Source organism: Streptomyces swartbergensis (genome assembly GCF_002148965.1).
Lineage (GTDB): Bacteria > Actinomycetota > Actinomycetes > Streptomycetales > Streptomycetaceae > Streptomyces > Streptomyces swartbergensis.
This window is the reverse complement of the sequence record NZ_NGFN01000011.1, coordinates 25,030-40,410: the sequence shown is the minus strand read 5'-3', so window position 1 is coordinate 40,410 and position 15,381 is coordinate 25,030. Positions and strand designations below refer to the sequence as shown.

At 70.1% G+C, this 15,381-nt stretch carries 9 protein-coding genes; 3 read left to right on the top strand and 6 right to left on the bottom strand.

Annotation, left to right across the window (positions count from 1 at the left end; genetic code table 11):
• Positions 1–71: 71 nt before the first annotated feature.
• Together CA983_RS03590 and CA983_RS03585 are read right to left on the bottom strand one after the other, a co-directional pair.
• Positions 72–2,720 (bottom strand): cellulose binding domain-containing protein, encoded by a 2,649-nt coding sequence (locus tag CA983_RS03590; RefSeq protein ID WP_086599412.1) that lies wholly within the window; start codon positions 2,718–2,720, stop codon positions 72–74.
• A gap of 152 nt (positions 2,721–2,872) precedes the next feature.
• Positions 2,873–5,791: a glycoside hydrolase family 48 protein gene (locus tag CA983_RS03585; RefSeq protein WP_086599411.1), complete on the bottom strand. Its 2,919-nt coding sequence runs from the start codon at positions 5,789–5,791 to the stop codon at positions 2,873–2,875.
• A gap of 401 nt (positions 5,792–6,192) precedes the next feature.
• On the opposite strand from CA983_RS03585, the gene CA983_RS03580 reads away from it, so the two are divergent.
• Both CA983_RS03580 and CA983_RS03575 read left to right on the top strand, forming a co-directional pair.
• The gene (locus CA983_RS03580) at positions 6,193–7,914 is read left to right on the top strand and encodes a glycoside hydrolase family 6 protein (protein WP_086599410.1); all 1,722 of its coding nucleotides are present in this window, start codon (positions 6,193–6,195) and stop codon (positions 7,912–7,914) included.
• Positions 7,915–8,052: 138 nt separating this feature from the next.
• Positions 8,053–8,964, top strand: a complete 912-nt coding sequence (locus tag CA983_RS03575) for a class I SAM-dependent methyltransferase (protein WP_086599409.1) — start codon at positions 8,053–8,055, stop codon at positions 8,962–8,964.
• A gap of 110 nt (positions 8,965–9,074) precedes the next feature.
• Here the strand turns inward: CA983_RS03575 and CA983_RS03570 are convergent, their stop codons facing one another.
• The 3 genes from CA983_RS03570 to CA983_RS03560 all read right to left on the bottom strand — a co-directional run bounded on the left by CA983_RS03570 (position 9,075) and on the right by CA983_RS03560 (position 13,009).
• Positions 9,075–9,950: an aldo/keto reductase gene (locus CA983_RS03570; protein ID WP_086599408.1), complete on the bottom strand. Its 876-nt coding sequence runs from the start codon at positions 9,948–9,950 to the stop codon at positions 9,075–9,077.
• A gap of 74 nt (positions 9,951–10,024) precedes the next feature.
• On the bottom strand, positions 10,025–11,851 hold the full coding sequence (locus CA983_RS03565) for an AMP-dependent synthetase/ligase (protein ID WP_086599407.1): 1,827 nt from the start codon (positions 11,849–11,851) through the stop codon (positions 10,025–10,027).
• A gap of 225 nt (positions 11,852–12,076) precedes the next feature.
• A complete protein-coding gene (locus tag CA983_RS03560) occupies positions 12,077–13,009 on the bottom strand; it encodes a LysR substrate-binding domain-containing protein (RefSeq protein ID WP_086599406.1) in 933 nt (310 codons plus the stop codon).
• 174 nt (positions 13,010–13,183) lie between these two features.
• Here CA983_RS03560 and CA983_RS03555 point away from each other — a divergent pair, with 174 nt between their 5' ends.
• Positions 13,184–14,197: a bile acid:sodium symporter family protein gene (locus CA983_RS03555; protein ID WP_167407318.1), complete on the top strand. Its 1,014-nt coding sequence runs from the start codon at positions 13,184–13,186 to the stop codon at positions 14,195–14,197.
• Here the strand turns inward: CA983_RS03555 and CA983_RS03550 are convergent.
• Positions 14,133–15,371 carry a DUF4185 domain-containing protein gene (locus CA983_RS03550; RefSeq protein WP_086599404.1) on the bottom strand — a complete coding sequence of 413 codons (1,239 nt, stop codon included), beginning with the start codon at positions 15,369–15,371 and terminating at the stop codon, positions 14,133–14,135. The genes CA983_RS03555 and CA983_RS03550 overlap by 65 nt on opposite strands.
• Positions 15,372–15,381 lie beyond the last annotated feature (10 nt).

The following is a 15,381-nucleotide window of genomic DNA, read 5'->3' as shown; positions in this document are numbered from 1 at the left end:
CCCACCGTCTGCACACCCTGAGAAAAGCCGAGGGCGTATGCCGTCTCCGGCCTACGCCCTCGGAAGCACGGTCAGGCCACCGTGCAGCTCTGGTCACCCAGCTTGAACGCCGTCGGTTTCGCGTTCGTCCCCGACGAGTTCGCCGTGAACCCGAAGCTCACGGACGAGCCGGCCGCCACGTTGCCGTTCCAGCCGACGTTCTTCGCCGTCACCGTCGAACCCGACTGCGCGGCCTCGGCGTTCCACGCCTGGGTCAGCTTCTGGCCGTCGGTGAAGGACCAGGCCAGGGACCAGCCGTTCCAGGGGCTGGTGCCCGTGTTGGTGACCTGCACGTCCGCCTGGAAGCCGCCCGACCACTGGCTGGTGACCTTGTACGTCACCTTGCAGGCACCGGCCGGGTCGGGTCCGGGCCCGGGGCCCGTGGTGCCGCCGTCGGAGCTGTCGCCGTAGATGACGCCACGGCCGTTGGTCGCCACGTACACCCGGCCGTACACCCTCGGGTCACCGGTGATGGCCGCACCCGTCCAGCCCCACTGGTGGGCGTCGTCGTTGATCCGCGTCCAGCTCGCGCCCTTGTCCGTGGAGCGGAAGATGCCGCGTACGCCGCCGATCTTCGCGCTGGTGTAGAGCGTCTGGTAGGAGGCGCCGGGCGCCGCCTTGCCGAAGCCGATGGTGTCGGCCTGCTCGACGTTCGACAGCTTCGTGAAGCTCGTGCCGCCGTCCGTCGAGTGCCACAGGCCGTACGCCCCGTCGCTCGCGCCGCCCGCCAGCCAGACGTCGCCCTTCCCGCCGGGCAGCGCCTTGAAGCGGACGCTGTCACCGCCGGGCAGCCCCGTCGCCGGTGACTCCTTGAACGTCGCGCCGCCGTCCGTGCTGACGTAGAACTTCCCGGACTTGAAGCCGTAGAAAGTCTTCGGGTCGACGCGGTCCGACTCGACGATCGCCCCGGCGGGGATCCCGCCGGACGCCTGCCACGACGTGCCGAAGCCCGTCGTGTGGTGCACGCCGGCGCCCTCGGGGCTCCACACGAACCGGCTGCCGTCGGCCGCCGCCGCGACCGTGCCGCCGCCGCTCACGCCCGAGGGGTCGGTCCCCGCGAACCAGTTGGCGCCGTTGTCCGTCGAGAAGGCGATGTGCGGGCCCGAGTCGAGGTTGCCGACCCGGACGACCGTGTTCGGATTCGACTCGGCGAAGTCCAGACTCGTGGTCGTCGTGAAGTTCGGCTGGGTGAACATCATCGACGGGACCTTCGTCAGATCCGTGTGGCGGAAGCCGCCGATGTCACCCAGCGCGCTCAGCAGCGGGGCGCCCGACGGGGGAGAGGCGAGGTCGTTGACCGCCGTCTCCTCCAGGCCCTGGACCATCGGCTTGACGGTGAACTTGCCGCCGCTGTCCCAGTTAGCGAGGTTCTCCGTGCCGTAGATCGTCGCGCCCGTCCCGTACATCATGCGGTTGGAGTTGAACGGGTCGATCTCCAGGGCTTCCGTCATCCACCCGAGCTTCGGGGTCTGCTCGGGCGGCTGCGGGTTGGCGCCCCAGGTCAGCCACGGCGAGGACGAGACGTCCATCGTGTAGCGGTTCTCGCGGTTGGGGTACGACGTGTAGTCCCACGCCTTGGTCCAGGTCGCGCCGCTGTCCGTGGAGCGGAAGATCTGCGTGTCCGGCCACCAGGCGCTGTACGCGGTCGCCATCACCGTGCCGGGCTTCTGCCGGTCCACCGTCAGCCCGCTGAAGCCGTAGGACGTGTCGGCCTCCGCCACCGGGCTGATGTTCGTCCAGGTACCGGTCCCGGTCGCGTACCGCCACAGCTGGCCCTTGCCGCCGTCGTACGGGCCGCCCTTGTCGCTGTAGGCGAGGTAGAGGTAGCCGTTCTTCGCGTCCAGTACGCCCTTGTGGGCGAGGTAGCCGGTGGGCTGCCCGGCCAGCCGCTGCCAGGTCGCGCCCGCGTCCGTCGAGCGGTACACCGCGTTGTCCTTGTCGGCGACCCCCACGTAGATCGTCTTGGTGGCGCTGCCGGACGTGCCCGTGGACTCGTCGAAGGTGACCCAGACGATGCCCTGGTTGTCGGACGCGTAGCCGCTGCTGTCACTCGGGTCCTGCGCGTAGTCGCCGACGTTCGGGAAGTTCGCCACCTGCGACCAGGTCACGCCCGAGTCCGTCGACCGCCAGAGCCCCTTGCCGCTGGGCGCGCCCAGATACAGCACGCTGTTGCGGTTCGGGTCGACGGCCAGCCGCTCGCCCATGCCCCGCCCCGGCATGTTGCCGCCCAGCTTGAACGGCAGGTTCGCCTTCTGCCAGCTCGCGCCCCGGTTGGCGGAGCGCATGACCGCGCCGTTCCCCGGATCCCAGCTGTTGGTGTACGTACCGACCGCCGCGTACACCTTGTCCGGATCGACGGAGTCGGACGCGATGCTGACGACCCCCGTGTGCCCCCAGTCGTCCCACCCCACGGAGTCCAGCAGCGGCGTCCAGGTCTTCGAGGCCTCCTGCCAGCGGTAGGCACCGCCGATGTCGGTACGGGCGTAGGCGAGGTTCTTCTCGGTCCGGTTGAAGACGATGCCGGGGACGAATCCGCCCCCGTCGATCCGCGCGTTCTTCCAGGAGTAGGTATCAGCGGCGATCTTCACCGGCGTCGGACCGGCGGCCAGGGCGGTAGGCGCGCCCGACAACAACCCGGCCGCCAGCGCGAGCACGGCCGTGAGAATACGGGTTCTTCGCACGGTGGGGGTCCTTCCGTGAGGGGGAACGTGCGAGAGCCGGGCGGCCCCCAGTGCGGGTGGGGACCGCCCGGCCGTGGCCCCGCGTCAGGTGCAGGGCCATGTACGCAGAGCTTCGGACGCACCTTTTTGCTTGGGGGAGCGCCCGGCGGGGGCTATTCGAGAAGCTCCGCGTACGAGCCCATGGCCAGCGCGATATCCGCCTGAGCCCAGAACCGGTGATACGTGAACGACGGCACCGCACCGCCCGCGAGATAACTCTCGATCTTCGACCAGGCAGGGTCGTCCTCGTAGAAGGACCGGATCGAGTCGAACGTCGACGACGAGTTGATCGCGTCACCGTTCGGCATCGTGCCCGTCCAGCCACTCGGGATGTACACCGGGTCGTCGAACCGGTTGTAGTCCGCGCGGGTCTCCGGGACGGCGACCCCGAGGTCGTCCTGGTGGTTCGCCCACATACCGTCCAGCAGCTTCTTCGCCGCCGCCGCGGCCTCGGTGTCACCCGAGCGGTCGGCGTAGTACGTCAGCGTCTTGGCGTACGCGGCCGCAACACCGACGTCGTTCGTGTAGTCCACCACGCTGACGTGCAGCCCGCTGTTGGAGCCGGGGCTGGAGGCGTTCCAGGTGTCGGGCTGGCCCGACCACTGGAGCGTCGACGGGATACGGAACGTGCCGTCCGGGTTGAACGTGGTCTTGGACAGCGCCCAGTCGACCCACTTGTCGAGGACCGTCTTGGCCTGGTCGTTCCCCGTCTGCTGGTACAGCTCGGCGACCCGCTCCATGGACCACGCCTGGAAGCCGAACCACTGGTTGGACGGCGGGTCGTGGTACACGGGCTTCTCGTCGTAGTACATGCCGTAGAACGTCGACTTCCCGGCGGGCGGGGTCGCGTACCGGCCCGCCCAGCTGTTGGTCGCGCCGCCGGCGATGGCGCCCTCGTCCGACTGGAGCCAGCGGTAGAACTCCAGCTGCCGGTCCATGGACTTGGCCCAGTCGGCCGCGCCCGTCGCCGACTTGGGCTTCAGCGGGGCGTAGTTGCTGAGCGCGTAGGCGGCCAGCGGGTTCTGGTAGCCGCCGTGGGCGTGGCTGGAGCCGATGCGCCAGGCCCAGCCGGCGCTGGTGTCGGTGGCGCCGCCCCAGGCGTAGTACCAGGACATCAGGTACATCGAGGCGTCCTTGCCGGTGCCCGCCGGGCAGGTCGAGGGTCCGACGCAGTTGCCGATCTTCTTGAAGTACTTGTCGAACATGGAGTAGCGCAGGTAGTCGCCCATCTTGGCTGCCTTGGCGACGGTCCCGGAGACCTGCCCGCCCTTGCCCTGCTCCTTCGCCCACAGGTCCGCCCAGTAGGCGGCCTGCACGGCGCGCGCGTCGGCGTCCGGCGCGTTGGTGAACTTCCACTGCTTGGCGTAGGAGGCGTCACCGGTGAACAGGTCCAGATAGCCGTTCTTGCCGCCGTACTTGAAGGCGTCGCAGGTCGGCTGCGGCACCGTCTCCCACACCGACTCCTGCGAGCCGCGCTGGAAGGTGTTGATGTACGACGGGCCGGTGTCCGAGGGACCCGCCTCGCACTTGCCGGGCGAGTTGCCGTAGCCGTACACGTTGTCGACGTCCTGGAGCCAGTGCATGCCGTAGACGTCGTCCGTGCCGTACGCGCTCTTCAGCTCGGCCGCGATCGGGTCCGGGCCGACCGAGACGCCGGTGTCGAGCTTGGCCGGGTACTCGTTGGGCGTGTCCAGCTCGGGCGCGTAGGTCGCCGGCTTGGAGGGGTTGTAGAAGGAGTTGGTCGGCTGGTCGGCCTTGGTGGGGATCATGTACTTCTCCATGAGCTCCCACGCCCCGTTGAACTTGGACCAGTCACCGGTCACCTTGCCGTACATGGCCTGGAGCCACAGGAGGTAGCTGTACGCCTCCGAGGTGGTCTCGTGACCGTGGTCCGGCGCCTCGACGATCAGCGTCTCGACCGAGTGGTAGGGAATGCCCTCGGGGGAGAAGTAGCCGTTCGCCGGGTTGGTGATCTTCCCGTAGAGATCCAGGAAGCGGGCGTCGTACGTCTTGGTCGCCGCCAGCTGGGTGACGGTGACCGAGGCCTTGGCATGGCCCGTGGCCGTCGACTCGAACACGGCGGAGCCGGTACCGGAGCCGGCGGCCGTGACGGTCACCTTCTGCGCGGTGTTCCAGTTCTGCGGGGTGAAGGTGAGCGAGGCGCCGCCCGTGACCGACAGGCCCGAGTTGCCGCTCGCCCGGGCCGACGTCACCGTGACGTTGGACGCCGGCTGCTTGGACAGCTTCACCTCGTACGTGCCCGACTTGCCGGACTGCACGCCCAGTTGGAGCGGCGAGGCGACGACGGTGGGGCCGGAGGCGACGGTGATGCCGACCGGGGTGGAGTCGGCGGAGGCGCCCATGCTGTCGTAGGCCTTCGCCACCAGGGAGTGACTGCCCACGGCCAGATCCGAGACGGACAGCGCGTAGGGCGCGCTGGTGTCCGTGCCCAGCAGCTTGGTGTCGTCGTAGAACTCCACCTTGCTGATCGTGGCGTTGTCCGCGGCGGCCGCGGTGGCCGCCAGCGGGACCGCCTCGCCCTGGGTGTAGACGGCGCCGGCGGCCGGGCTGGTCAGCACGGCGATCGGCGGCTGGTGCGCGCCGGTGCAGGGGGTGCCGTTGACGGCGAAGGACGTGGGTGCGGTGTTGCTGCCGCTGTAGCTGAACTGGGCGCCGGTGGAGACGGCGGCGCCCGCGGCGACCCGCGCGTTGTGCGGGGCGTTCTTGACGGTGATGGTCTGGCCGGACTGCGACCAGGTGCCGTTCCAGCCGTTCCCCAGCTTCTGGTTGCCGGAGTAGGCGTAGGTCAGCGTCCAGCCGTCGATGGCGTCCGTGCCGCGGTTGGTGAGGGTCAGGTCCGCGGTGAAGCCGGAGCCCCAGTCGTTCGTCTTGTAATCGACACTGCACTGAAGTGCGGCCGCCTGAGCGGAAGTCGACCCTGAGGAGAGCATCGTCAACGGAAGCGCGAGAGCTGCGAGCGCGGCGGTCCACAGACGCCGCACGGCTCCCCGTCTCCGGGGTGGGGGATGCATGGTGCTGGTTCCTCCTTGCGGCTCGGAGAAGTCAAGGCTTGAACCAGTGGGAGCGCTCCCATAGTGAGGACGGGTGTGGTACCGGTCAAGGTGCTTGAAGAGTCGAAAAGATTCGACGCCGAGAGTTGAGCGAAAGTCAGTGACTCCCCTGTTCTTTGCCGACACTTGGCGCTACCTTCCTTGACACCAGTGGGAGCGGTTCCATCAGTCGACGCGTCCGTCACGACGGGCCCGACCTGCACGGAGTCGCTCATGCGACACCCCTCGCGTTCAGTACTTTTAGCCGCCGCCTTCGCGGTCGTCCCCGGCTGCGCGAGTGCCGGTGCCGGGTTCCTCATGTCCTTGTCGGAGCGCGCCCTGAACGGCTGACACCCCCACCACCGAAAGGGAAACCCGCACTCATGAGCCGTACGAGAACAGCGTTACTGGCCGCCATGGCCCTGGTCGCCGGAGCCACCGGCACCGCGTTCGCCGTCGACCCCGACGGCGTCGGCGCCGCCGCCGTCCCCTGCACCGTCGACTACAAGGTGCAGAACCAGTGGAACACCGGCTTCACCGCAGCCGTGACCATCACCAACAACAGCGCCGCGAAGTCGTCGTGGTCGCTGAAGTGGTCGTACGCCGGCAACCAGAAGGTCACCAGCGGCTGGAACGCCAAGATCAGCCAGAGCGGTGCCGATGTCACCGTGGCCAACGAGAGCTACAACGCCCAGCTCGCGACCGGCGGTTCGGTCAGCTTCGGCTTCCAGGGCAGCTACAGCGGAACCAACGCGATCCCGGCCACCTTCACCCTCGACGGCGTGACCTGCAACGTCGACAGCGGCGGCCCCGGCGGCCCCACGGATCCGCCGGACCCGGGCGGCCCCGCCAACCGGGTGAACAACCCCTATGACGGCGCCAAGGTGTACGTGAACCCGGAGTGGTCCGCGAAGGCCGCCGCCGAGCCGGGCGGCAGCCGGATCGCCAACCAGCCGACCGGTGTCTGGCTGGACCGGATCGCCGCGATCAACGGCGCCGGCGGCAAGATGGGCCTGCGCGCCCACCTCGACGAGGCGCTGCGCCAGAAGGGCTCCGGGGAGCTCGTCGTCCAGCTCGTCATCTACAACCTGCCCGGCCGTGACTGCGCCGCCCTCGCCTCCAACGGGGAGCTGAAGGCCGACGAGATCGGCCGGTACAAGACCGAGTACATCGACCCGATCAAGGCGATCCTCGCCGACTCGAAGTACTCCTCGCTGCGGATCGTCACCACCGTCGAGATCGACTCGCTGCCGAACCTCGTCACCAACACCGGCAGCCGCCCGACGGCCACCCCGCAGTGCGACGTGATGAAGGCCAACGGCAACTACATCAAGGGCGTCGGCTACGCGCTGAACAAGCTCGGCGACGTGCCGAACGTCTACAACTACGTCGACGCCGGCCACCACGGCTGGATCGGCTGGGACGACAACTTCGGTCCCTCCGCGACCCTGTTCAAGGAGGCGGCGTCCGCCGAGGGCGCGACCGTCAACGACGTCCACGGCTTCATCACCAACACGGCGAACTACAGCGCCCTGAAGGAGAACAACTTCTCCATCAACGACAACGTGGCCGGCAAGTCCGTCCGCGAGTCGAAGTGGGTCGACTGGAACCGCTACGTCGACGAGCTGTCCTTCGCCCAGGCCTTCCGCAACCAGCTGGTCTCGGCCGGCTTCAACTCCGGCATCGGCATGCTCATCGACACCTCCCGCAACGGCTGGGGCGGCACCGCCCGGCCCGCCGGCCCCGGCCCCCAGACCTCCGTCGACACCTACGTCGACGGCGGCCGCTACGACCGCCGCTTCAACCCCGGCAACTGGTGCAACCAGTCCGGAGCCGGCCTCGGCGAGCGCCCGCAGGCCAACCCGGCCTCCGGGATCGACGCGTACGTGTGGATGAAGCCGCCGGGCGAGTCCGACGGGGCGAGCAAGGCGATCCCGAACGACGRGGGCAAGGGCTTCGACCGGATGTGCGACCCGACGTACGAGGGCAACGCCCGCAACAACTACAACATGTCGGGTGCCCTGCCGGACGCCCCGCTGTCCGGGCACTGGTTCTCCGCCCAGTTCCAGCAGCTGATGCGGAACGCGTACCCGCCGCTGTCCTGACCGGCTGACACCCCGTCCCCACGGATCCGCCGGGGCTCCGGCCCCGGCGGATCCCTTTTTGCGGGAGCGGCAAGAGCAGTGGCCTTCTCCCGGTGCGTCTGCGCAGGCTGGCGGCATCCGAGGGAGAGGCTGACCACCATGGCGCACGACCACGACCACGACCATGAGCACAACCACCAGCACGGCCACGGCCACCACCACGGTCAGACGGACATCGACTGGGCCGAGATGGGCCCGAGGCTGGAGTCCCAGGCCGAGCTGTTCGCATCCCTGTACGAGCGGGCCATGGCCTGGCTGGCGCAGGAGGTGACCGAGCCGGGCCTGATCGTCGACGCGGGCAGCGGGCCGGGCGTCGTGTCGTGCCTGTTCGCCGAGACGTTCCCGGGCGCGCGGATCGTTGCGGTGGACGGCTCCGAGCCGCTGCTGGAACGGGCGCGGGCACGGGCCGAGCGGCTGGGGGTCGCCGACCGCTTCGGCACCATCGCCGGTGAACTCCCCGACGTACTGGACGAGTTGGACTACCCCGCCGATCTGCTCTGGGCGAGCCGCAGCCTGCACCACCTCGGCGACCAGCGGGCCGCGCTCACCGCCTTCGCGGCGCGGCTGGCGCCCGGCGGCACCCTCGCCCTCATGGAGGGCGGGCTGCCCCCGCGGTACCTGCCGCGCGACATCGGCATCGGCCGGCCCGGGCTTCAGGCGCGGATCGACGCGGTGGAGGCGGAGTGGTTCACGCGGATGCGCGCGGAGCTGCCGGGCCATGTCGCGGAGACGGAGGACTGGCCGGCCCTGCTGGCCGCCGCGGGCCTGAAGCACACCAGGACGCACACCTTCCTGCTCGACCTCCCCGCACCCGCCTCGGACCGGGCCCGTGCCTATGTCGTGGCGTCCCTGTCGCACATGAGGGAGCGGCTGACGGACGGGCTCGACGCGGAAGATCTCGCGACCCTCGACCGGCTCGTCGACCCCGACGACGAGGCGAGCCTGCACCGTCGCCCGGACGTGTTCGTCCTGGAGGCGCACACGGTGCACACGGCGGTCCGGGCGGGTTAGTACGGGCGCCGCCCTGGGGGTACCTCCCAGGCCCTTGAGGCACTGGGGGAGGCACGACTGCCCGCAGCTCTGCAAGCTGCGGGCAGTCGTAGGGGCGCGAGGCGAATTCCTCAGGCGCCGTCGAACGTCGCCGGGTCCGGGCCCAGGCGGCGGTCCTCGTTGAGGGCGCTGATGGCCGCCAGGTCCTCCGTGTCCAGGCTGAAGTCGAAGACCTCGATGTTCTCCTTGATCCGTGCCGGGGTCACGGACTTCGGGATGACCACGTTGCCCAGCTGGATGTGCCAGCGCAGGACGACCTGGGCAGGGGTGCGGTCGTGCTTCCGGGCGATGGCCACGATCGCCGGGACCTCCAGCAGGCCCTTGCCCTGGCCGAGCGGCGACCAGGCCTCCGTGGCGATGCCCTGCTCCGCGTGGTACTCACGGGCGGCGTTCTGCTGGAGGTGCGGGTGCAGCTCGATCTGGTTCACGGCCGGGACGACCGACGTCTCGCCGATCAGCCGCTCCAGGTGCTCGGGAAGGAAGTTGGAGACACCGATGGCCCGGATCCGGCCGTCGGCGTGCAGCTTCTCGAACGCCCTGTACGTGTCGACGTAGGTGTCCCGGGCCGGCAGCGGCCAGTGGATCAGGTACAGGTCGACGAAGTCCAGGCCGAGCTTCTCCAGCGACGTGTCGAAGGCGCGCAGCGTGGAGTCGTACCCCTGGTCGGCGTTCCAGAGCTTCGTGGTGACGAAGAGCTCCTCGCGGGGCAGACCGGACGCGGCGATGGCCTTGCCCGTGCCCTCCTCGTTGCCGTAGATCGCCGCGGTGTCGATGCTGCGGTACCCGGCCTCCAGCGCCGTCGCGACGGCCGACTCGGCCTCGTCGTCCGGCACCTGCCAGACGCCGAAGCCAAGCTGGGGCATCTCGACGCCGTTGTTCAGGATGATCGGGGGGACCTTGCTCACGAGCTCTCGATCCTTCGGTTTGTGGTCAGGTGTCCATCCCATCGTCAACGATCACGAGCCGTGATGCATTCCTGACGGGAGAATCCAGGTGTGGCATTCATCTGTCACCTGGCACTTCACGCCCGGTACAGCGCCTCGACCTCTTTCTCGTACGCCTTTTCGATCGCCTTGCGCTTCAGCTTCAGGGACGGGGTCAGCAACCCGTGTTCCTCGGTGAACGGCTGGGCCAGGATGCGGAAGGTGCGGATCGACTCGGCCTGCGAGACAAGGGTGTTGGCCGCGACCACCGCGCGCCGCACCTCCGTCTCCAGATCCGCGTCGCGCACCAGCTCCGCCGCGGACATCCGCGGCTTGCCCCGCATCGTCAGCCAGTGCTCCACGGCCTCCTGGTCGAGGGTCACGAGGGCGGCGATGTACGGGCGGTCGTTGCCGACGAGGATGCACTGGTTGACCAGTGGATGGTCACGGACGCGTTCCTCCAGCACGCCGGGCGAAACGCTCTTGCCGCCCGATGTGACCAGGATCTCCTTCTTGCGGCCGGTGATGGTGAGGTAGCCGTCCTCGTCGAGCGCGCCGAGGTCGCCGGTGGCCAGCCAGCCGTCGTGCAGGGTCTCGTCGGTGGCCTTGGGGTTGTTGAGGTACCCCTGGAAGACGTTGGGGCCGTGCAGCCAGATCTCGCCGTCGTCCGCGATGTGCACGGTCATGCCCGGGATGGGCTGCCCGACCGTGCCGAACCGGGTGCGTCCGGGCGGGTTGGCGGTCGCGGCGGCCGTGGACTCGGTCAGGCCGTACCCCTCGTAGATGTGCACGCCCGCCCCGGCGAAGAACAGGCCGAGCCGCCGGTCCATCGCCGAACCGCCCGACATGGCGTGCTTGATGCGGCCGCCCATCGCGGCGCGGATCTTGGCGTAGACGAGCTTGTCGAACAGCTGGTGCTGCATGCGCAGGCCGGCGGAGGGGCCGGGGCCGATGCCCCAGGCCTTGGCCTCGATGGCGTCCGCGTACTTGATGGCGACGTCGACGGCCTTCTCGAACGGGCCGGAGCGCCCTTCCTTCTCGGCCTTGCGGCGGGCCGCGTTGAACACCTTCTCGAAGATGTACGGCACGGCCAGGAAGAACGTCGGCTTGAACGCGGCCAGGTCGGGCAGCAGGGCCGCCGCGTTGAGCTGCGGCTGATGGCCGAACTTCACCTTGCCGCGGATCCCGGCGACCTGGACCATCCGCCCGAAGACGTGGGCGAGCGGCAGGAACAGCAGGGTGGCGGCCTCGTCGCCCCGCTTGGAGTGGAACACCGGCTCCCACCGCTCGATGACGGTGTCCGCCTCGTACATGAAGGCGCGGTGCGTGATGACGCAGCCCTTGGGGCGGCCCGTGGTGCCCGACGTGTAGATGATCGTGGCGACCGAGTCGGGGGTGACGGCCTGCCGGTGGCGGTGCACCACCTCGTCGTCGAGGCTCGCGCCGGCGTCGTACAGCTCGTGCACGGCGCCGGAATCGAGCTGCCACAGGCGGCGCAGCTGCGGCAGCCGGTCGATGACGGTGGCGATCGTCATCGCGTGGTCCTCGTGCTCCACGACCGCGGCCGTCACCTCGGCGTCGTACAGCATCCAGAAGCACTGCTCGGCGGAGGACGTCGGGTAGACGGGCACGACCTGGGCGCCGATCGTCCACAGGGCGTAGTCGAACAGCGTCCACTCGTAGCGCGTACGGGACATGATCGCGACCCGGTCGCCGAACCGGATGCCGCTCGCCAGCAGGCCCTTGGCCAGGGCGAGGACCTCGTCGCGGAACTCGGCGCTGGTGACGTCCCGCCACTGCCCGGACTCGTCCTTGCGGCCCAGCGCGATGTGCAGCGGGTCGTCCTGGGCATGCTCGAAGACCACGTCGGCCAGACCGCCCACCGGAGGTGCCAACGCCAACGGAGGGTTGGTGAACTCGCGCAAACCCCGCTCCCCGCTCCTCAGCGCTTTTGTTGAGTGACGCTCCGCACAGCGCGGTGAAAGCTACCCCAACCGGGCACGGGGCGGGAGGGGTGGCGAAGGCGGGCAGCGCTCTTGTCCGCGCTGGTCAGGGAGGGAAAATGCGCTCACATGGGGAAGGGTCGGACAGAATCCTGACGGTTGAGTAAGTTTCGGAGCCGTAATCTCCACCGAATCTGTACGACCGGGTCAGGGCCCGGGGCTCCTCGTGCGCGGTGCCCGGCCGTCTCTTCTGTCAGCGCCCCGGAGGCGCATTTCGTCACTGCGGTTCAGCCGGTCCCCGCCCGACAGGATCGCTGCCGCCAGGGCGTCCGCCGCGCCCCGGGCGGAGGGGCGGCGCCGGCCGTGGACCACGACGAAGTCGACCTGCCCCAGTTCCGGCAGCCCCGCCCGGTCCGGGACGCGGACCAGGCCCGGCGGGATGAGGCCGCGGGAGTGGGCCATCACGCCGAGCCCCGCCCGGGCCGCCGCGACGAGGCCGTTGAGGGAGCCGCTCGTGCACACCACGCGCCACTCGCGGCCCTGCCGCTCCAGCGCCTCCAGGGCGAGCGCGCGGGTGATGCCCGGCGGCGGATAGACGATGAGCGGCACGGGGCGGTCCGGGTCGAGCCGGAGGCGCTCCGCGCCGATCCACACCAGCCTGTCGTGCCGGACCAGCTCGCCGCGCGGGTCCTCGGGCCGGCGCTTGGCCAGGACGAGGTCCAGCTTCCCGGCGGCGAGCTGCTCGTGCAGCGTGCCCGACAGCTCGACCGTCAGCTCCAGATCGACCTCCGGGTGGTCGTGCCGGAAGCCCTCGAGGATCTCCGGCAGCCGGGTCAGCACGAAGTCCTCCGACGCGCCGAAGCGCAGTCGGCCGCGCAGCCGGGTGCCCGTGAAGAACGCCGTCGCCTGCTCGTGCACGTCCAGGATCCGGCGCGCGAACCCGAGCATGGCCTCGCCGTCCTCCGTGAGCTCCACCGAGTGCGTGTCCCGGGTGAACAGCGTCCGCCCGGTGGCGTCCTCCAGCCGCCGCACGTGCTGGCTGACGGTGGACTGCCGCAGTCCGAGTCGGCGGGCGGCCTGCGTGAAGCTCAGCGTCTGCGCCACCGACAGGAAGGTGCGCAGATGGGAGGGGTCGTACATGGCGCCAGGCTATCGCGGAACGTGATGACAGTGAGAGCGGTGTGCGGGGTTCCCGATCACGCGGCCGGGGAGCAGGATGGAAGGGGGCCGTACCGGCCCTGTACCGCACGCATGTACCGCCCGTAAGCACCGAGCAAGTGGAGCACCGTGAACCGCCTGCGCCGGCCGCGCCGGATGCCGATCGACCCGTACATCCTTCTCCTCCTCGCGACGGTGGGCGTCGCCGCCCTGTTCCCGGCTCGCGGGACGGTCGCCGATGTCGCGTCCGGTGCCTCCACGGCGGTGATCGCCCTGCTGTTCTTCCTCTACGGCGCCCGGCTGTCCACCCGTGAGGCCCTGGACGGACTGCGCCACTGGCGCCTCCACGTCACCGTCCTGGCCTGCACCTTCGTCGCCTTCCCCCTGCTCGGCCTGGCGGCCCGCGGGCTGGTGCCGGTGATCCTGACGGACCCGCTGTACCAGGGCCTGCTCTTCCTGACGCTCGTCCCGTCGACCGTGCAGTCCTCGATCGCGTTCACCTCGATGGCCCGCGGCAACGTGCCCGCCGCGATCTGCGCGGGCTCCTTCTCCTCCCTGGTCGGCATCATCGCCACCCCGCTGCTCGCGGCCTCGCTGCTCGGCGGCAGCGGCGGCGGGTTCTCCGCCGACTCGCTGCTGAAGATCGTGCTGCAACTGCTCGTGCCGTTCCTCGCGGGACAACTGCTGCGCCGCTGGATCGGCGAATTCATCACCCGTCACAAGAAGGTCCTCGCCCTGGTGGACCGCGGCTCGATCCTGCTCGTCGTCTACACCGCGTTCAGCCAGGGCATGGTCCAGGGCATCTGGCACCAGGTCAGCCCCCTCCGGCTGGGCGCACTGCTGGTCGTCGAGGCCGTGATCCTCGCCGTGATGCTGCTGCTGACCTGGTACGGCGGCAAGGCGCTGGGCTTCACCCGGGAGGACCGGATCACCCTCCAGTTCGCCGGGTCGAAGAAGTCCCTGGCCTCCGGACTGCCCATGGCGAGCGTCCTGTTCGGCGCGCACGCCTCGCTGGCCGTGCTGCCGCTGATGCTCTTCCACCAGATGCAGCTGATGGTCTGCGCGGTGATCGCCAAGCGCCGTTCGCACGACCCCCGCCCGGAGGTCACCGCGCCGGAGCCAGCCGCAGTGTCACGAACCGTGGTCGGTACAGGGACACGTTCCGGCTGAGCTGGGCTGCGGCGCCCGTCGTCTCCAGCCAGTTGACGTCGTAGCTCAGCACGAGACGCCCCCCGCCGCTGAGCACCGGGTGCGCCTGCGGGTTGTAGGCGGCCACCTGGCCCTGCGGCAGGGACGGGCTGAACTCCTTCGCGGGCCCGTGCCACGGCCCGGCCGGGGAGCACGCCCAGTACGAGGCCACGGTGGTCAGGCCCTTCGTGCCCGCGGCCATCGTGAACAGCACGTACGTCCCGCCGTCCCGGACGACCGAGAACGCGCTGCCCACCCCCCTGCGCTGCCCGTCCCCGAGCACGGGCCGGGGGCGGGCAGTGGCCGCCCAGGACGAGCCGGTCCAGTACCGCCAGGCCGCCGGATCCCCGAGCCTGCCCTCCGGCACCCGCGCCACGTACGCGTGCGAGGCCGGGCGGGAGGCGGCCTGGCCGTCGTCGCCGCCGAAGACGTACGTCCAGCCGTCCTCCTCGACCAGCGTCGTGCCGAACAGCACCCGCCGGGACGGGTCCGGGACCAGTTGCTGGTCGAGCACCTTGACGACCGACTCCAGGCGCAGATCGGGCAGCGACAGCGTGGCCACCTCGGTCGCGGTGGGCACGCCGTAGATCCACGGGGTCTGGCCGGCCGTGCGCACCCACAGCAGCACCCGGACGACCTGCTCCGAGGAGCCGGGGGAGCGGGGTTCGACGCGGGCCGCGACCGGCCAGCGCCACTGGTTCGGTGCCGGGTCGGCGAAGAGCGGGGCGGGGAGGGTGGTCTCCAGCCGGCCGTCGCGCATCAGCACGGCCGAGTTGCGCACCAGAGGCGCGGTGGTGTCCCGCCAGGCGTGGGACTCGCCGACCGGGTTGGGCGGGCCGTACACCCGGCCCAGGTAGGTGTCCGAGAACAGCCACAGCACCCGGCCGTCCGGCAGCCGCACCGAGTGGGTGCCGTCGCCGCCGGTCCAGTCGTCGGTGCGGGTCGCGTCGTCGCCGTAGCGGGCGAACTCGGCGGTGAGGCCGTCGTCCGCCCGCCAGGAGGCGACCGTGCGCGCCCGGCAGGCGGCGTCGTCGTCCGGACTCTCGTCCTCCGGGAGGGTGATGAGCAGCGCGGCCCCGAGAACCAGGACCAGCAGCAGGCCGATCCCGGTTCCCGTGCGCTGTCGTGCTCGTGTTGTTTCTGCGTCGTCGGGCACGTGGCGTGAC